The sequence below is a fragment of the Kangiella sp. HZ709 genome, from assembly GCF_009674675.1.
Lineage (GTDB): Bacteria > Pseudomonadota > Gammaproteobacteria > Enterobacterales > Kangiellaceae > Kangiella.
The window spans coordinates 1,448,435-1,466,281 of record NZ_WKJC01000001.1 but is presented as its reverse complement, the minus strand read 5'-3'; the positions used below and the strand labels follow the sequence as shown (position 1 = coordinate 1,466,281).

The 17,847-nt window shown below is 41.6% G+C and carries 17 protein-coding genes; 1 reads left to right on the top strand and 16 read right to left on the bottom strand.

The features are described from left to right. Positions 1-47: 47 nt before the first annotated feature. The 4 genes from GJS41_RS06780 to trxA all read right to left on the bottom strand — a co-directional run bounded on the left by GJS41_RS06780 (position 48) and on the right by trxA (position 4,541). A complete protein-coding gene (locus tag GJS41_RS06780) occupies positions 48-776 on the bottom strand; it encodes an NAD(P)H-flavin reductase (RefSeq protein WP_154246528.1) in 729 nt (242 codons plus the stop codon). After that, positions 776-2,278, bottom strand: coding sequence for a 4-hydroxy-3-polyprenylbenzoate decarboxylase (gene ubiD, locus GJS41_RS06775; protein WP_154246527.1), 1,503 nt, complete (start codon positions 2,276-2,278; stop codon positions 776-778). The genes GJS41_RS06780 and ubiD overlap by 1 nt, the downstream gene beginning before the upstream one ends. Positions 2,279-2,477: 199 nt before the next feature. Beyond that, the gene (rho, locus tag GJS41_RS06770) at positions 2,478-3,734 is read right to left on the bottom strand and encodes a transcription termination factor Rho (RefSeq protein WP_154246526.1); all 1,257 of its coding nucleotides are present in this window, start codon (positions 3,732-3,734) and stop codon (positions 2,478-2,480) included. Between the two features lie 480 nt (positions 3,735-4,214). Then, positions 4,215-4,541, bottom strand: coding sequence for a thioredoxin TrxA (gene trxA / locus GJS41_RS06765; protein WP_154246525.1), 327 nt, complete (start codon positions 4,539-4,541; stop codon positions 4,215-4,217). A 110-nt stretch (positions 4,542-4,651) separates the two neighbouring features. On the opposite strand from trxA, the gene rhlB reads away from it, so the two are divergent. Then, complete coding sequence (gene rhlB, locus GJS41_RS06760) at positions 4,652-5,902, top strand: ATP-dependent RNA helicase RhlB (protein WP_154247014.1); 1,251 nt, start codon at positions 4,652-4,654, stop codon at positions 5,900-5,902. A 13-nt stretch (positions 5,903-5,915) separates the two neighbouring features. On the opposite strand, the gene GJS41_RS06755 is transcribed toward rhlB, so the two are convergent. The 12 genes from GJS41_RS06755 to GJS41_RS06700 all read right to left on the bottom strand — a co-directional run bounded on the left by GJS41_RS06755 (position 5,916) and on the right by GJS41_RS06700 (position 17,818). Then, the gene (locus tag GJS41_RS06755) at positions 5,916-6,437 is read right to left on the bottom strand and encodes an acyl-CoA thioesterase (protein ID WP_154246524.1); all 522 of its coding nucleotides are present in this window, start codon (positions 6,435-6,437) and stop codon (positions 5,916-5,918) included. Continuing rightward, positions 6,427-7,308 (bottom strand): alpha/beta fold hydrolase, encoded by an 882-nt coding sequence (locus GJS41_RS06750; RefSeq protein ID WP_154246523.1) that lies wholly within the window; start codon positions 7,306-7,308, stop codon positions 6,427-6,429. Before GJS41_RS06750 ends, GJS41_RS06755 begins: the two co-directional genes overlap by 11 nt. A 112-nt stretch (positions 7,309-7,420) precedes the next feature. Further along, positions 7,421-8,134, bottom strand: coding sequence for a DUF4197 domain-containing protein (locus GJS41_RS06745; protein ID WP_154246522.1), 714 nt, complete (start codon positions 8,132-8,134; stop codon positions 7,421-7,423). A 72-nt stretch (positions 8,135-8,206) separates the two neighbouring features. Further along, entirely contained in the window at positions 8,207-8,539 is a 333-nt protein-coding gene (locus tag GJS41_RS06740; RefSeq protein WP_154246521.1) for a hypothetical protein, read from the bottom strand. A gap of 76 nt (positions 8,540-8,615) precedes the next feature. Beyond that, positions 8,616-9,617 carry a porphobilinogen synthase gene (gene hemB / locus GJS41_RS06735; protein ID WP_154246520.1) on the bottom strand — a complete coding sequence of 334 codons (1,002 nt, stop codon included), beginning with the start codon at positions 9,615-9,617 and terminating at the stop codon, positions 8,616-8,618. An 8-nt stretch (positions 9,618-9,625) separates the two neighbouring features. Next, complete coding sequence (gene hemF, locus GJS41_RS06730) at positions 9,626-10,576, bottom strand: oxygen-dependent coproporphyrinogen oxidase (RefSeq protein ID WP_154246519.1); 951 nt, start codon at positions 10,574-10,576, stop codon at positions 9,626-9,628. 1 nt (position 10,577) lies between these two features. Then, on the bottom strand, positions 10,578-11,144 hold the full coding sequence (locus tag GJS41_RS06725) for a Sua5/YciO/YrdC/YwlC family protein (RefSeq protein WP_154246518.1): 567 nt from the start codon (positions 11,142-11,144) through the stop codon (positions 10,578-10,580). A gap of 75 nt (positions 11,145-11,219) precedes the next feature. After that, positions 11,220-12,563: a DUF6265 family protein gene (locus GJS41_RS06720; RefSeq protein ID WP_154246517.1), complete on the bottom strand. Its 1,344-nt coding sequence runs from the start codon at positions 12,561-12,563 to the stop codon at positions 11,220-11,222. 189 nt (positions 12,564-12,752) lie between these two features. Next, positions 12,753-13,232, bottom strand: coding sequence for a DUF494 family protein (locus GJS41_RS06715; RefSeq protein WP_154246516.1), 480 nt, complete (start codon positions 13,230-13,232; stop codon positions 12,753-12,755). Positions 13,233-13,347: 115 nt separating this feature from the next. Beyond that, positions 13,348-14,502: a DNA-processing protein DprA gene (gene dprA / locus GJS41_RS06710; RefSeq protein WP_370515646.1), complete on the bottom strand. Its 1,155-nt coding sequence runs from the start codon at positions 14,500-14,502 to the stop codon at positions 13,348-13,350. A gap of 132 nt (positions 14,503-14,634) precedes the next feature. After that, positions 14,635-15,684 carry a LysM peptidoglycan-binding domain-containing protein gene (locus GJS41_RS06705; protein WP_154246515.1) on the bottom strand — a complete coding sequence of 350 codons (1,050 nt, stop codon included), beginning with the start codon at positions 15,682-15,684 and terminating at the stop codon, positions 14,635-14,637. 202 nt (positions 15,685-15,886) lie between these two features. Then, positions 15,887-17,818, bottom strand: coding sequence for a hypothetical protein (locus GJS41_RS06700; RefSeq protein ID WP_154246514.1), 1,932 nt, complete (start codon positions 17,816-17,818; stop codon positions 15,887-15,889). Between the last annotated feature and the right edge of the window lie 29 nt (positions 17,819-17,847).

Genomic DNA, 17,847 nt, shown 5'->3' with positions numbered 1-17,847 from the left:
ATTAGTATAAAAATAGATTAAAAAGGAGCTTTCAGCTCCTTTTTTTATTAAAGCTGACCAAATTGTTGTTTGATATGAATAATATCAGAGTGAATGTTGTCTTTATTGACACCGCGATCCAGTAGATCTTGATAGACCGACATGACCATCGGTTCAGAACCAGCCACATAAATATCCATTTCGCTTATATCATCATGGTCAAGCATAAAAGCATGATGAACAAAACCTTTGCGACCTTGCCAGTCGGGATCAATTCCTGAGAGCACAGGAACATAAGTTAAATTGTCAGCGGCTTCAGCCCATTCATTTGGCTCTTCTAGTAAATATAAATCTTGAGAGGTTTGCGCTCCCCAATAGAGTAGAAGAGGGCGCTTATCACCATCCATCAAAGCCGTTTTAATAATAGAATGGAAAGGTGCAAACCCAGTGCCGCCAGCAATAAATGCAGCAGGGCGAAGAGATTTGGTTAACAAGCAACGACCGAATGGCATTTGCAGGCGAACAATGCTTCGATGCTTTAAATGACTAATGATTTTGTCGGCCTCATTATGACCTGGTAAGCGTCTAATATGTAGCTCCAACACATCTTGCAGCGGAGAACTGGCAATAGAAAAAGGACAAAGTGAACCATCTTCTAACTCTAACATTAAATATTGGCCAGCAGAGTAGGCAGGAAGCTCATTGACTGGATCTAGTTGCACCCAATAGACGTCATTTCCAAGCCGGCGTACTAAGCGAACTTCAAATTCATAAAAGTCAGTCGCAACTTCAGACATTAGTTTGACTCCTTGATGTTAGAGTCATTAGAGTTTAGCGTTATTCCAAGCGAATCCCAGATTGAATCCACTTTATCTTTAACGGCTTGATCCATCACTATTGGCTCGCCCCATTCTCGATCAGTTTCGCCAGGCCACTTGTTGGTGGCATCTATGCCCATTTTTGAGCCCAAGCCAGAAACAGGCGAAGCGAAATCTAAATAATCTATCGGCGTATTGTCGATTAAGGTGGTATCTCGAGTAGGATCAACTCGAGTGGTCAATGCCCATATGACGTCTTTCCAGTCGCGAGTATTAACGTCATCATCGACCACTATAACAAACTTGGTATACATAAACTGACGCAAGAAAGACCAAACGCCAAGCATGATGCGTTTAGCATGACCTGGATATTGTTTTTTCATAGAAACGACAGCTAAACGATACGAACATCCTTCAGGAGGCAAATAAAAGTCGCTAATTTCGGGGAACTGTTTTTGTAAGATAGGTACAAAAACCTCGTTCAAGGCTTCACCTAAGATAGCTGGCTCATCAGGAGGACGCCCAGTATAAGTCGAATGATAAATAGGATCTTTACGCATTGTAATGCGCTCGACTGTGAACACGGGGAAGCTATCTACTTCATTATAGTAACCGGTATGATCACCGTATGGGCCTTCATCAGCCATTTCATCGGGGGCAATGTAACCTTCTAGCACCATTTCAGCGGTAGCAGGTACTTGCAGATCATTACCAATGGATTTAACTACTTGAGTTTTTTCACCGCGTAATAAGCCAGCGAAAGCATATTCGCTTAAGCTATCAGGAACCGGGGTGACTGCGCCTAGGGTGGTAGCAGGGTCTGCACCAAAAGCTACAGATACAGGGTACTTTTCGCCAGGATTTTGTTGGCACCATTCCCTAAAGTCCAAAGCACCACCGCGATGCGCCAACCAGCGCATAATTAATTTGTTTTTTGCTAACACCTGCTGTCGATAAATGCCTAAATTTTGACGTTTTTTATTGGGGCCTCGAGTAATGGTCAGTCCCCAAGTCATTAAGGGCGCGGCATCACCTGGCCAACAAGTTTGCACCGGAATAGAATTTAAGTCGACATTCTCGCCTTCAATAATGACCTCTTGGCAGGGTGCTTTTTTTACTACTTTCGGCGCCATATTTAAGACTTGCTTAAACACGGGTAATTGCTGGCAAGCATCTTTAAAACCTTCAGGCGGTTTAGGCTCTTTTAAAAAAGCCAATAACTCACCAAGCTCGCGTAAGCCGGTTAAATCTTCCTTACCCATTGCCAATGCAACACGACGAGTAGTGCCAAACAAATTACCTAATACGGGCATCGAATGACCTTTTACATTCTCAAATAAAATTGCCGGACCGCCAGCGCGTAAAGTCCGATCGCAGATCTCGGTCATCTCTAAGTTAGGATCAACTTCTGCTGAAACACGTTGTAACTCACCGATAGACTCGAGTTTTTTTATAAAGTCGCGCAGGTCTTTGTATTGCATAGGGGTTTTGATTTTTTATGTTGGGGTTATTCTAGCAGATAGTGATGTGCGATTTTAGGTTTTTGAATTTTTCAACTCATCAAACATGGCTAACTTTTTGAGATGAAGAAAACAGTTTTTCTAAATTGTATGTTTCGGCTTTGCATAGTAGGGATTAAAACGTTACTACTAAAAAGGGCGCTAAAAGCGCCCATGAAACCTACCTCTTCATCGCATCGAAGAACTCATTGTTCGACTTGGTCAAAGCCATTTTATCAATTAAGAATTCAATCGCATCCAGCTCATCCATTGGGTGAAGAATCTTGCGCAGTATCCACATTTTTTGCAGTTCGTCTGGCGTAGTAAGTAAATCTTCTTTACGAGAACCGGAACGGTTAAAGTCGATAGCAGGGAAGACGCGTTTCTCAGCGATTTTACGAGAAAGATGTAATTCCATATTACCTGTACCTTTAAACTCTTCGTAAATAACCTCGTCCATTTTCGAACCAGTATCAACTAATGCAGTAGCGATAATCGTTAAGCTGCCACCTTCTTCGATATTACGGGCCGCACCGAAGAAACGCTTAGGGCGTTGTAATGCATTAGCATCTACACCACCAGTTAACACTTTTCCGGATGAAGGAACGACAGTGTTATAGGCACGGGCTAAACGAGTAATCGAATCTAATAAGATCACAACGTCTTTTTTATGCTCAACTAAGCGTTTGGCTTTTTCGATAACCATTTCTGCAACTTGTACGTGACGCGCTGCTGGCTCATCAAAGGTCGAAGCCACTACTTCGCCTTGGACCATGCGTTGCATTTCCGTCACTTCCTCAGGACGCTCATCGATTAACAGTACGATAACCATGCAGTCGGGATGTTGAGTAGTGATCGATTGGGCAATATTCTGTAGCATCATCGTTTTACCGGCTTTTGGCGGCGATACGATTAAGGCGCGTTGACCTTTACCAATTGGTGAGGCCAAGTCGATAACGCGGGCAGTAATATCTTCAGTGGAGCCATTACCACGCTCCATACGCATGCGCTCGTCGGGATGCAACGGAGTCAGGTTTTCAAATAAGATTTTGCGACGCGAATTTTCAGGACTGTCGTAGTTGATTTCTGCAACTTTCAATAAGGCAAAGTAACGCTCGCCATCTTTTGGTGGGCGAATTTTGCCAGAAATAGTATCACCAGTACGCAAATTAAAGCGACGGATTTGGCTTGGCGAAACGTAGATATCATCAGGGCCAGCTAAGTAAGAGCCTTCGGCTGAGCGTAAGAAACCAAAACCGTCGGGTAAGATTTCTAAAACGCCGCCGCCAAAAATGTCTTCACCGGATTTAGCGTGGTTTTTTAGTAAGCCAAAGATAATGTCTTGCTTGCGCATTCGCGCCATATGCTCAAGACCGGCAGCTTTAGTTAATTCGGCGAGTTCTTGGGCATTTTTTTTCTTTAATTCAGATAGATTCATAGAGATGTACTTAGAAAAGTTGAGAAATGATTGCGATCGAAAGATCAGTCCTGTTTGTTTAAATGTTAATTTAAATTTGAAATTTGGAATTGCCGTTCCAGTTATTATTAACTTCTTACTCGATTGTTAACTAACGGCTTAGGTGTTGCTTGTTTCAGCAGTGCCAATTTAGCATTGAGGTTAGAGTTTGTCTAGTGTTTTAACCCTATCAGAAACCACCAACTGACGATCACAGCTACTAGGAATATGATGGCGCCTAAAATAAAAGCACCTTCGCTATCATGTTCCCACTTGTGCCTTTGCCTTTTGGGTAGTAAGAAGCGGATCGTAAAGTTACCGATATACTTAAAAGAAGAGAGTATTGCTTCTACTATTAGTGAAAATAGGGCGCTTAAAAGTTCTACCATGCAGGTAATTGCTTAATGTATCTCAAAATAAAAAAAGAGGCCAAAAGCCCCTTTTTTAATAATTTATGTACGATTAAAGATTTGAATCAATAAACGCCATTAATTGAGATTTAGATAAAGCGCCAACTTTAGTCGCTTCAACTTGGCCGCCTTTGAATAACATTAGCGTTGGGATACCGCGAATACCAAACTTAGGTGGTGTTTCGTTGTTTTCATCGATATTAAGTTTAGCAACTTTAACTTTGCCTTCGTATTCAGTAGCGATTTCGTCCAAAATAGGCGCGATCATTTTACAAGGGCCACACCATTCTGCCCAATAATCGACTAGTACAGGACCTTCAGCGTTTAATACTTCTGCGTCGAAAGTCGCGTCACTCAAATATACAATCTTGTCACTCATTAAAATATTCTCCTGCTATCGCTTGCGCTCAAGCCATTAGATGCTCACAATGGCACTATTTGAAACAAACAAGCGCTAATTTGCAAGCGCTCATGGTAAAAATTTACTATATGGACACTTCCCACCTATCAAATGTTACATTCGCAGAGTTAGGATTGCATCCGAAACTGCTAAAAGCGGTTCAAGAGCTAGGCTTTGAACGCTGTACGCCGATTCAGGCGAAAACTTTGCCACTTTTATTAAAAGGCCAAAATGTAGCAGGCCAAGGGCAAACCGGTACTGGTAAAACCATCGCTTTCTTACTAGGCATTATGAACGATATGCTCACTTTGCCAGAAATCGAAGGCCGTCGTCCAAATGAACCTCGCTCGCTGATTATGGCGCCAACTCGTGAGCTAGCAGTGCAGATTGCCAAAGATGCAAAAGAGCTAGGTAAATTCACTGATCTCAAGATTCGAGTGGTATATGGGGGCGAGGATTATGAAAAACAACGCCGTTCATTAGAAAACGTGGACATCTTGATTGGAACCACAGGACGAATGATCGATTATTATAAACAACATGCATTTGGCTTAGAAGCCATAGATTCAGTGGTATTAGATGAAGCGGATCGGATGTTTGACTTAGGTTTTATAAAAGATATTCGTTATTTATTCCGTCGTATGCCACCAGCTAATGATCGCTTGAACTTATTATTTTCGGCAACGCTTTCCCATCGAGTGCAAGAGTTAGCTTATGAGCATATGCATAATCCACAGCACGTTCAGGTCCAAGCAACTCAAGTTACTGCTAAGAAAATTCGCGAAGCCTTGTTTTATCCTGGCCGTGAAGAAGCGATGCCTTTGCTAGTGGGTTTGATGAAGCGATTGCAGCCAGAACGGTCAATTGTTTTCACTAATACCAAGCGGGCAGCCGAGCATGTTTGGGCCTGTCTAAAAGGCAACGACATAGCAGCAGAAATGTTAACCGGTGATGTACATCAGAAAAAACGTTTACGTTTATTGGGCGAATTAGAAAGTAACAAAGTTAATGTTTTGGTTTGTACCGATGTCGCGGCAAGAGGTCTGCATATTGACGGCGTATCCCATGTATTTAATTTCCACTTACCAGACGATCCAGAAGATTATGTTCATCGAATTGGTCGAACTGCACGTGCTGGAGCTGAAGGGGATGCGGTAAGCTTTGCCGGTGAAGATTTTGCCATGAATTTAACGGCGATCGAAAAGTACATTGGTCATGAATTACCAAAGCTGGATATTAAAGCAGAGTATATGGCGGACTTAAAGCCCTCAGTGCCGCTGCAGCAAAAGCGCCGCCATCCGAGCCAAAGGCGTGGTGGTAAACCTAGACCGAGTAAGTAACTTTTAGCCGCAGCTAACTCCATTTCTCGACCACGTGTTTAATTCGCTCTTCGCGTCTTTTCACGTGGTCTTTTATTTGCTGAGCTAGTTCGCTGTGTTTTTTCTCAGTCTCAGTTTCTAGAATTAAATCGGGCACTTCAGTAGGTACTCGATTTTCGTCAAATGCCACTAAAGTAAAATGCGCGGTAGTGCTTAAAATATCTTTCGAGCCATCATCGCCGGACTCGCCTTTATCCACGAATACGTCTGTTCTCACCATCATTGAAGTGCGCCCCACTAGTACTACTTTTGCGACGGTCTTGATGCGGTCACCGACAAATATTGGGCGCTTAAAAATAACCCGTTCGGAAGAGGCCGTAGAGACAGTTTTACCTGAAAATCGAATAGCTGCGAGCGCTGCAGTAGTATCCATAATGGCTAGCAATTCGCCGCCAAACATATTGCCATATGGATTGCTTTGATTAGGGAATACAAAGTTCCAAGTTTCAATCGCTTCTGCTTTTTTTGAGATTTTTATATTGGCTTTATCGCTCATCATTGGTTCCATTTAAAAAGTTAAGCATAGGTTGCCATATTCCATCTTGGATTTCTTGTTTTTTCTTAAAAAGTCCGAAGTGACCAATGGCTTTTAAACCCAAGTCTTTTGGTTTGATCACCCTAGTTTGCTTATCACAAGCAACATATTGTTTTAGCAAGCCATCTCGAGCTTGATAAGGTGCGTACCAATCATCTGAGATTGAAAGCCCTAATATTTCTGCTTGAATTTTCGGATAAGCACTGAGATCTAATTGGTGTTTTGCAGTGAAAAGATATTCCTCAGAACGAGCCCAACTGAGCCACTGATTCACCGCATTTTTTGGTACTGGTATTGGCCCTAAAAATTTAGAATGAAAATAATCGCCGCTTTGGAAAAGTTTAGCGACCGGAAAGATGAGGTACCAAACAGCTGCCAGTAATAGCTTTTGCATTCCAGGCCATTCACGCCAAGAAGCAATACCGCTAGCGGCGATAATTACTTTGTTCACCCTCGGGCTAGAAGGTGCTAGTCCAAGGATTTGGCCTCCCGCACTATGGCCAAGATAATAGAGTTTTTCAGGAGCAAACTGGTTGCTAACCCAAACAATTGCGGCCTCCACATCCAGCTGTCCCCAATGTTGCATTAAAATCTCCAAAGTGGGCATGCTGCCTTTTTTGGAGTGGCTAATGCCGCGATAATCAAATAGCAAAACATTAATGCCATTATCACGGAAGAAATCCGCTATATGTTTATAGTATTGGTAGGGTACACCAAAAGCTGAACCAACGATGATGAACCGTTTAGAGTCAGCAGCTGTATAGAGAGCCCCTTGAAGTTGATAACCATCGCTTGCATTGAAACTAATTTTTTGATGTGGATAAGGTGGCAAAATACGAGCTCCAAGTTTAACTAGTCAAGTATTTGTACCTTAATTGGCTGTAGAATGCCAGTGGTCTGTCCAGACGGTGGTTAATATCAACAAGGGAAATAGCGCATATAACCTATTGATCAGCAAAGACTTTTTGCAGTAATTCTGTAGTTCTTGCTAGAGGGTCTTGACGTATCTTGGCTTCTTCCTTAGCTACCATCGAAAATAAACCCGCAAGAGCTTTATCGGTCACATAGGTTTCAATACTTAAATCCTGCTTCTTGGTAAAAGGGATCGCATTATAGGTATTTATTAGCTTATTATAGTCTTGATAAAAGCCTACTTTTTGCATGTTGCTAGTTATGATTGGTTTAAATCGACGGGTTAAAGCCTCGGTGGTGTTGGCTTTAAAATAATTGGTAGCAGCATTATCTCCGCCTCTTAAAATCCCCCAGGCGTCCTGTAAACTCATTCCACTGATAGCGTTGAAAAAAACGGTTTTGGCCTCTCCAGCAGCACTTTCTGCGGCACGATTCATTTGTAATTCGAACTTGTCTACATATGAGCCCAATCCCACTTTGCGTACAGTCGAAGCAACATTTTCTAGCTTTTCAGGTACCAAGATTTTGATAAGAGGATTGCTACTGAAACCGCCATTACGATTGGTATTGAACACCGTTTTTTCGGTACCAACTTGCAGTGCTTGTTTTAAACCTGCAGCAACAGTTTGTTGAGAGAGCCCTTGAGATTGGTTTAAGGTATCCAGTACTCTGACTACGTCGGTAGTTTTACAGCTGGTGAATAAAAAAGAGCTGGCAAGGATAAAAATTTTCAAAGCGTTAGACATAAGAAACTCAGTGATAATGATTTTCTTAAGCTTAACCCGATTGGAAACTAAGAACTAGTCTTAACGATTTGATTATTTCTGTGCTAATTGCTGTCGTGCAATCAAGTGTTTGGTGCTAATCACAATTTTCTGTTGATAACGTATTGCTTTTCCCGCTTGGCGTTTTACGGCTAATTTTTTGCCAATAAAAGCTTCCTCTGCCTTTTGTAAGATAGTGCGAGGAGTCGATGGTTTCATGGTTACGTCTATCACAGTGCCGCTATCATCAACGCTTAAGATTAATGGATATTGATTAGATGAAGACTTTTCTTTAGCAATGGCTGCGCTAGCAAAAGCCATTGTTAGTAAAATAATCAATAAAATAGGGCGCATAAAGGTGTAAATGAATGATACAATTTGATACATTGTATCAAGCTTCGAGACTTTCGTCACAAATGGTATGCAGATTTTACAGTTGCATACAATCCACAAGCAGAATTATTTATTTATTATTCAATAGCTTAGCTGCATCTTTAGCAAAGTATGTCAAAATTGCGTCGCTGCCTGCTCGTTTAAAGGCCATTAAGGATTCAAGCATTACCTCGTCATGCGCTAGCCAGCCGTTTTGAGCTGCTGCTTTTATCATCGAATACTCGCCACTGACTTGATAAGCGAAAGTTGGAACTTTGAAATGATCTTTAACTTTGCGAATTATATCTAGATAAGGCATTCCAGGCTTAACCATGACCATGTCAGCACCTTCTCCAATATCAAGCGCTACTTCGTGCAATGCTTCATCACTGTTGGCCGGGTCCATTTGATAGGTTTTTTTATCTGCGCTGCCTAATGCTCCAGCAGAGCCTACGGCATCTCGAAAAGGGCCATAAAATGCAGAGGCGTATTTGGCGGCATAAGATAAAATCATGGTATTAAGATGTTCAGCTGCTTCCAAAGCTTCACGAATAGCGCCGATCCGTCCATCCATCATGTCGGAAGGGGCCACAATATCTACTCCAGCTTTAGAATGAGTTAGTGCTTGCTTGACCAAAGTTTCTTTGGTTATCTCATTGAGAATATAGCCTTTATCGTCAATGATGCCGTCTTGACCATGAGAAGTGTAAGGGTCAAGTGCGACATCGGTGATAATTCCTAGTTGAGGAAAAGCACTTTTGATGGCTTTGACAGCGGTCGGGACTAGACCATCGGGATTATATGCTTCAACCGCATCTAAAGATTTTTTATCCTCTGAGATAACAGGAAATAGAGCAATCGCAGGAATACCCAGCTCAATTACTTCCTGACATTCTTCTAAAAATAGATCTAAAGACTGTCGCTCAACGCCCGGCATAGAATCAACGGACTCACGGCGATTCTCACCTTCTAAAACAAAAACCGGATAGATCAAATCTTTAGAAGATAAAGTATTTTCACGAACAAGCTCGCGAGAAAAGGCTTGTGACCGAGTACGGCGTAAACGTCTGTTAGGATAAAATCCGCTATTCATATAACAACCTAAGGTGTGTTTTGATTAAGCCAATCTTTGGGCTTTAGGTAATAATCTGTCAACTGAGCTTCAGGGCTATCAGCTTCTGGTTGATAATCGTAGCGCCAATTCACTACATTTGGCAATGACATTAAAATTGATTCTGTGCGCCCACCGGTTTGTAATCCGAATAAAGTGCCTCGATCCCAAACGAGGTTAAACTCGACGTAACGTCCGCGACGGTAAAGTTGGAAGTCTCTTTGTTGCTGAGTAAAAGCTTCAAGCTTGCGCTGAGCCAGAATCGGACGGTAGGCTTTTATATAATGGTCGCCAACGGATTGCATGAATTGAAAGCACTGTTCAAAATCCCAGCCGTTAGATTCGTTGTTAAGATCATCAAAAAATAAACCGCCTATACCGCGATGTTCATCACGATGCTTTAAATAGAAGTATTCGTCACACCACTTTTTATATTTTGGATATATATCCTCAGCAAAAGGATCACAAGCAGCTTTGGCTGTCTTGTGCCAATGAACGCAATCCTCGTTATTACCGTAATAGGGTGTGAGGTCAAAGCCGCCGCCGAACCACCAAATAGGCTCTTCGCCTTCTTTTTCAGCTATAAAAAAACGAACATTCATATGTGATGTAGGCGCCATCGGATTTTTAGGGTGTATGACCAAAGATACGCCCATAGCCTTAAAGCCACGGCCAGCTAACTCAGGCCTGTGGGCTGTGGCAGAAGCGGGTAGATTTGTACCTTCTACATAAGAGTAATTGACACCGCCTTTTTCGATAACGTCGCCATTTTCCATGACACGAGTTATACCGCCGCCAACAATTTTTTCGCGATTCCACTGATCGACGATGAAATCTTTAGAGCCATCTTCTGCAGCAAGTTGTACACAGATATTGTCTTGCAAAGACAGTAAATACTGCTGCACTTTTTCAATAGATAAAGAAGCATCGGTGGGCTGCATCTTAATAAGCTCTTATGATCTGATTGGTTTCTGCGTCGATTATAGCTGATGGCTTAGCAAAACCGCCAACATTTCCAGAGATCACTTGATCCAAATCAAGCCTAAACTGAGCTCTGACTTGATGAGCTTGAGTTAGAGGCAGTTGACCTGCTCGATTGGCACTCGTGGAAACAATAGCTGAATTGGCATGCTCGCAAAGTGCTTGAACGGTTGGGTGGGTGGATAATCTAACTGCAACTTTTTTATGAGCACCCCTCAATAGAGGGCTGACGTACGAATCAACGGGGAACAACCAGGTAACTGGATAATCTCTAGGCTCAAGTAAACGCTGGAGTTGACCGAGTCCGGAAGTAGCAATATAAGGAATGATTTGCTCAGTAGTTGATGCAACCAATAGCATTCCCTTTTGCCAGGGACGCTGTTTGATTTCTAAAATATGGGCTAAGGCAGCTTCAGATTCTGGGTGGCATCCAAAGCCGTAAACCGCTTCAGTTGGGTAGCTGATAACACCGTCATAAATATTGATCCATTCTGCAGCTTTGCGAAATTTTAAATCAGAGTGAGCCATAAATACTACATAAGAAAAAGTATAGCGTAAGTATAGTCATTTTTTTTATCGTAGGATATAACCTACTCACTAATCCTAGCGACGATCATTCAAACGTCGATAATTTAAAGTGAAGCCTTTGCCATTTAAATTATGCACATCAACCTTTAAGCGTTCCCTTTTCCCGCTTTCAGGAGCTTGATACTGATAAACAATTAATTGTGGAAAATCATGTTCCTTATTAATAAAGGCATAGCGATTGTTATGACAGGATGCCAAGGAAAAATGAGTTACTTTTGGGTTCTGTTGCGGTAGCGCTGAATAAATTACTTGATTGTTTCGGCGGGTTAATTTGATGGTTTCTTTACTTAAGGTTTTGCCGGTTTGCAGGTTGATAACTTTTCCTAGAGCCTGCAAACCATCTTTGCTGATAGTCCAATGTTCAGAAAAGATATTTTTGTTAGAGCGGTATTCCCATTGACCTTTCAGGAAACCCAGTTGTTCAATTTGACACTGCTTATTGGCAGCGACTAGAGTTTCAAATTGTTGTAAAAGATATGCTTCATCTTCAGCATAATGAACCAACAGATTAGGCTGTGCCCCGTTATCACGAGCAAGAGCCGCAACTCGACCTTGGCCAGTAAAAAGAGTGCTAGGAATCTTACGGGCAATAGGATCTGAGTAAGCATCAATAGGAGAAATAATATCCCAGCCTTTTTCACGTAAAGCTAGTATTAAATCGTCTATATAATAAGCGGCTAAGTCATTATCATGCAGTAGTAAAACATGTTTAGGGGAATAGCCTAAATACTCAAGAGCAATGTCATTAAAAAACTCAGAAGCATCTACTAAAGTACTTACATAAAACTTTTTTAAAGCATCTTCATCAATGGTTTTGTCTGCTAGCTTGGCTTTTTGAAATAGACTATCCAAATACCAATCGTAGTTATCGATAGTGACGTAACCATTGGTGTAATTATGATCGGCTAAGAAGCGGCTCATTGCATTGACTTTCGCTTCGGTTCTGCCTTCATCTAAATAGGGATATCGAAAGAAAGGTTTAAAGTTAGGAAAGTTTTTTAGCTTATCATGCGCATTTAAGAAATCTCGCTGATAATCTTCAGTGTTAGTATTGCGGTACCACAGATGCTTATTACTGTGATTTGCAATAAAGTGGCCAGCTTTTGCATAAAGTTCTAAATTCTTTGCGTTGTCAGCAGTTAAATGTTTGCCGGTGGCAAAAAACATAGCAGCTGGAGCATTAACCTTTTTAAGGTTTTTTATAAGTAACTTGGTGCGTTCATTAGCTTTTTGAAAAGTGGAGGCGCGTGGCGCATCATCGAAAGTGATGGCTATTTGTTTTTTAGTTTCAGCAGAGCTACTAAATGCTGTCATAGCTATCAGCAAGCCACAGCAGGCAAATATTAAGTGTTTAATCATGGGTTTTCATAAATTCAGTGGCGCATACTTGAGTATTATAACGACTATTAAAATAAAAAAATTCAGATCGGGCACGGCTGATATTGGTGGTTATAAATCTTGTACTTATCTTAGAGGTCAAAGCATTATGTTCGCAACTAATTACGAGAAAAAATAGCAATGGCTAATCGCCAATGTAAAAGAGGGTAGCTAGTGAGCAGCTAGCCCCATATCTAAGTGTTCAACCCAAGCAAATTCAGCATCGCGATCGGGCATATTAAACAACACCATCATGACCACCCAGCGCAAACGATCCAATTCGACTTCTTCATCGTCTTGCGGGCCTAAAGCTAACATTCGGTCTATTACCATTTCACGTGCATGTATATCCAAAACTCCAATCTGTTCAAAGAACATAATGGCGCCTTGAGTGCGCGTAGAAAGCTGCAATTGTTCTTTTGGCGAAAATACTCTAAGAGCACCAAGTGTTGCAGAATGTGGTTTAAATTTGTCCGAAGTGGCTTCCACTAAACCATCCAGCCAATCGATTGCACCTTTAATCTCACCATCAGAAAATCCAACGTCTTCTAAGGCTTCAACAAGGTTATCGTTAGCGAATATGTGGTTGCTTTCTTCGTCTTGAAAGTTTTCAAAGATATAAAGTAGTACGTCAAGTACGTCTTCTTTCATTCAGCTCTCTTTGGTTGTTAATGAATAACAATAAGCTAGATTTATCATATGCAGGCTGACTCTAAGCTTAATTCAACTGGCTTAAGCGGCTAATGGCTATTGTTTGTATAAGTAGTTATTTACGTAAATAGCCGCCAGCTACGCTAGCGATATGATTATTTAATTCTAACAGCAATAACATGTGGCTGACTACTTCTATTTCAAGTCCTGAGCGCTGAATAATTTGTTCGATGCTGGTGGTGCTATAGTCAATTTGCTCTAACAAGGATTGATAGTCGCTATCCAGTTCAAACTCAGTATTAGCGTCAACTTTGCTGCTTACATTTTGTGATTCCAGCTGCCAAAGGGCAAGGGCTTGCAATTCATCAATAATCTCATCGGCGGTTTCGACCAGCTTGGCGCCTTCTTTTATCAGTTTATGACAGCCTTTAGCCAAAGGGTTATGGATGGAGCCCGGAATTGCAAAAACCTCTCTTCCTTGTTCCGAGGCGAGGCGTGCACTAATTAAGGAGCCGCTTTTAATGGCCGCTTCAATCACCAAGGTGCCAAGACTCATGCCGGTAATGATACGGTTTCTAGAGGGGAAGTTGCCTGCGCGAACACCGGTGCCTAGTGCAAAGTCGCTGATTAAAGCGCCTTTTTCTATAATGGCCTCGGCTAAGGCTTTATTTCTAGCGGGATAAACCCTATCAAGTCCTGTGCCAGTCACTGCTATTGTTGCTAAGCCAAGATCAACGGTAGCTTGATGAGCAAAGCCATCGATACCAAGAGCTAGCCCACTGGTAATGACTGCTCCGGCTTGAGCTAGAGTCTGGGCAAACTGCTGCGCATTGGTTTTACCCTGTGGCGAGGGGTTGCGACTACCGACAATAGCGATTTGGTGTTGCTGCAGAATGCCTTTGTTGCCATAACAAAACAGCAGGGAAGGCGCACCTGCTGCTTCTTTAAGTAGGTTTGGATAATCTGAAGAAGTTATTGGGATCAGATGTTTATTTTCTTGATCAAACCAAGCGCTGTCTTGCTCAACCTTGTCCCAATTGGTTTTTTCAAGCTTGTGCGCCAAACCTTGTCGGAATCCATAGGTTTGTAGTTGAGTTTCACTCAACCCAAATAGACGTTCAATAGTGTCATGATGGGCAAAAAACTCGAGTAATTTGTTCCCACTAATATTTAACTGAGATATTGCTAACCAGTATTTAAATTCAGCTTCTGGGTTGGGCTTATCCGTGAGTTTGCTGGTCAGTTTATTTGATTCGATAGTATCAGCCACCAAGAGTTAGGGTGAATAAGTATTTGGCTATTATACAAAAACGGAGCCATTTGGCTCCGCTTTGTTGATGTTTCTGTTGTGAGTAATCTCTGTATTGCTTGTCAGAAATTACTTTCTAATCACAACTAACGACTAGTAAGGGTTTTTTGCAACATCGTTTAAGTGAACAGGGCGTGTTGCGCTCATGACTAATGCCAAACTGACTTTGTCGAAAGTTCTAAATACCATTAATTCGCCAGCTCGTTCTTCAGGCAAGGTTATACTAGTGACTTCAGCGCCGCGTTTTGCAGCAATTTTGTCCTCTACTACACGACCTTTTTGATAGATAGATAATACATGACCAGTTTCAATACCTTCGCGAGCACCTTTATCCAGCACTACAATATTGTATTGTCCTATTTGGCTAACGCCACCATAAACTGAAATGATGTTGGCCTTGACGTCAAAACTAGGAGCGCGCGGAGCGAACACAGGTGGTAATGGATCTTCATTTCTAGGAAGCGCTACATCACCTTCTAGAATTTCAAGACGTGATTTTTTTATGTCCATGGTGGCTGGATCGCCAGTGCGCATAATATGGCCATTGGCAAGGTAACGTGCTTCTACTCCCAAAATTTCTTCAGAACCAGGGCTTCGGTAAACTTTGCCTTTTCGGTAAACGCCATAAGAAGCACCGGCTTCAGTATTGAGGTTACGAAGATATAAACGATCATCGAATCCGCCAGCAATGACTCTTTCATCGTCATGTGCAACTACATATGGCGCCGTATCAAAAGTGCTTTCATCAACCACCACTTCGTCGATCAAGTAAGGACGAATCATATCCAGCGGAATCGTGTTAATGGCATCACCCTCAGATAATATGCGTGCTTGCGGGCGTAATTTGATAGTACCGTTTGAGGCTTTGACCAAATAAGGCTTACCATCGATATATACTAATTTTAGAATGTCCCCGGGGAAGATTAGATGCGGGTTGCCAATTTCTGGATTAACGTGCCAGATTTCAGGCCAATGCCATGGCTTTTGTAAGAAACGACCAGAAATATCCCATAAAGTATCGCCTTTCTTGACCACGTAGGTATCCGGATGATCTGCCTTTAACTCAGCGGCTTGTGCTGAATTGACCATGGCCCCCATTAATAATGTTGCTGATGCAACAACAGACACTAGTAATTTATTCATGACTTTCCTTTTATTCGGTTCCTGTCTATTAGAATTTAATATTCCCCTTGCGCCTTACTATACCTCAATTAAAAGCCAAGAGGAAATGCCACAAGATCCCATTTAGGGCATTTTACTAACAGTAAAGTTACCATTAAAATCTTTTAGGATCATCATCTTATCAACATTTCTTGCGAAATTACTACAACTTAATCACACTCTATTAGCTTTTTGGCTTCCATTCGCCTTCAACTTCTAGATCAGGCCATGCGGCGATTATTTTTTCATAGCGCTGCGGATAATAAGTTTTTAAGTAAAGCGTATAGTCCAAATGATGCTCGGTTAAAGGAAAACCAATGGCATTTAGCTTTTTATAGAGGTTTTCAGAAACGTATGACTTCCTTAAAAGCATATCCAGTGCATCATAGCCATAGGGATCAGAAGTTAGCGCGACACCTTGTGCTACTAAAAAATCAATATGGCTCTCCATGTTTCTCCTAACCACTTGATAAAAAAGGTTTTTATTAGAAACGCCGGTGGCATTCAAATTGAAACCATAGCCAGCCAGCCTTTTTAGCAACTCTGGTTTTTGCAGGGATTGATTTAGTAATTTAACGTCACTTTTATCGCTAATTCGGACCATTTGAATAATGGCGGATTCTGGAGCATTTTTATCAATCATGGCGCCAACCATGGTTGCTGGAGTGATCTCCCAGTTGGCGTCAATAGGACTTTTTTGCAGAAACTCTACCATTTCAGTCCATTGCTCTTTACGCATCATTCCAATTAAAGTTCTAACTTCTTGGGTCATCGACTGCATATCAGAACGACTGACATTTTGAGTGTTGCGCAATCGTCTTAAGTAACGATAACCATGTTCAACGGTTTCTTTGTTAATGGCTGCCAGAGAAGCAATGATTTGCTCATATTGGATTTTCTGCATCACCATTTGATCGATATCAGCTTCAATTTTGGCCGTGTCGATAGGTTGATAAGGCGGGATTGCGGGCTTTCGACTACTGTTATTAGCTATGCACTCTAAATATTGCTTATTCAAAGGAACATGTTGCGCCTTAAACTCATCGATAATTTCTTTGAAATCTTGCGGCAAATTAGCAAAATTATTGGCTTGTTGCTGTTTCATTTGAGCGCCAATTGCCGTCACTCTCGCTGCTAAATCTGGATGTTGTTCTTGCAGCTGATGAGCAAAGTTTTCCGCAGAAGAAGCATTCATAGGTTGGTAGCCACGATCTAAAAGCTTATTGAGCAAGCCAATGCCATCCGGGTTGTTGCGAAAAAAATAGTTGAATGAAATACGATTGTTGTCGGTGCTGGGCTTAACACCTAATTCCAGTAGTATCTCAGCGGCTGCTACCTTTTTATTATTCATAGCCGTCTGCAATAATGGTTTGGTGCGATTGGAGTTCATAAAAAAACCATTATTACTAACGGGCTTATTAATGTCAGTTACTCTTCCAAGAAACTGCTTTAAGGACTTAGGGTCATCGACTGCGGTAATAATGGCGGGAGCAACTTCTGGGTCTAAAGGCCCATCTTCGGTAAATAGTTTATTAATAGCATCAAGGGTTTGCTTTTCACCACTCATCGCAATCAAGTTAATAAGAAAATGTTTATGCAATTTAGAATCAGGATTCAATGGAGCTAATTCGCCTTTTAAAAACTGATCAATCGATTCGTCGGATTGACCAGCCCAGGCAGACATCATTAAATCTTCAATTTTCTCTCTTTGATTTCGAAATAGATTCAAACTTTCTTGGTCAGGAGTTGTATTAGCTATAACGGGCAATTCTTGAGTATAAATCTCTTGCGATAATTGATGGTCGCGTAGGTGTGTTTTGACCATATCACTGAGCTGCTTTGCTTCTAAATCGGCGGAAATTAAAGCCTTTATAGAATCATTACGTTGTTGTTTGAGTTGATCTAAAGCAGCAAATAGCTCATCAGTATCGCAACTGGCTGTATCGATAGTCACGGGTTTAATGCTATTTACTGGTGGGCTAGTGATTGAAGCACTTGCAGTGGTATCGGAATGATTATAGCTGCTAACTATAAAATCTTTGTTATTGGGCTTAGTGAGATAGAACATCAAGCCAAAGATTAAAATTAAACTGAGCGCTAAGAGTGCTTTTTTCAAAGGATACAAACCTATTATTAAGGGAAACC

What these genes read in the sequence shown, in the direction of transcription:
- GJS41_RS06780 (WP_154246528.1), bottom strand. Translation starts at nt 776, where the DNA reads ATGTCTGAAGTTGCGACTGACTTTTATGAATTTGAAGTTCGCTTAGTA.
- ubiD (WP_154246527.1), bottom strand. Translation starts at nt 2,278, where the DNA reads ATGCAATACAAAGACCTGCGCGACTTTATAAAAAAACTCGAGTCTATC.
- rho (WP_154246526.1), bottom strand. Translation starts at nt 3,734, where the DNA reads ATGAATCTATCTGAATTAAAGAAAAAAAATGCCCAAGAACTCGCCGAA.
- trxA (WP_154246525.1), bottom strand. Translation starts at nt 4,541, where the DNA reads ATGAGTGACAAGATTGTATATTTGAGTGACGCGACTTTCGACGCAGAA.
- rhlB (WP_154247014.1), top strand. Translation starts at nt 4,652, where the DNA reads ATGGACACTTCCCACCTATCAAATGTTACATTCGCAGAGTTAGGATTG.
- GJS41_RS06755 (WP_154246524.1), bottom strand. Translation starts at nt 6,437, where the DNA reads ATGAGCGATAAAGCCAATATAAAAATCTCAAAAAAAGCAGAAGCGATT.
- GJS41_RS06745 (WP_154246522.1), bottom strand. Translation starts at nt 8,134, where the DNA reads ATGTCTAACGCTTTGAAAATTTTTATCCTTGCCAGCTCTTTTTTATTC.
- GJS41_RS06740 (WP_154246521.1), bottom strand. Translation starts at nt 8,539, where the DNA reads ATGTATCAAATTGTATCATTCATTTACACCTTTATGCGCCCTATTTTA.
- hemB (WP_154246520.1), bottom strand. Translation starts at nt 9,617, where the DNA reads ATGAATAGCGGATTTTATCCTAACAGACGTTTACGCCGTACTCGGTCA.
- hemF (WP_154246519.1), bottom strand. Translation starts at nt 10,576, where the DNA reads ATGCAGCCCACCGATGCTTCTTTATCTATTGAAAAAGTGCAGCAGTAT.
- GJS41_RS06725 (WP_154246518.1), bottom strand. Translation starts at nt 11,144, where the DNA reads ATGGCTCACTCTGATTTAAAATTTCGCAAAGCTGCAGAATGGATCAAT.
- GJS41_RS06720 (WP_154246517.1), bottom strand. Translation starts at nt 12,563, where the DNA reads ATGATTAAACACTTAATATTTGCCTGCTGTGGCTTGCTGATAGCTATG.
- GJS41_RS06715 (WP_154246516.1), bottom strand. Translation starts at nt 13,232, where the DNA reads ATGAAAGAAGACGTACTTGACGTACTACTTTATATCTTTGAAAACTTT.
- GJS41_RS06705 (WP_154246515.1), bottom strand. Translation starts at nt 15,684, where the DNA reads ATGAATAAATTACTAGTGTCTGTTGTTGCATCAGCAACATTATTAATG.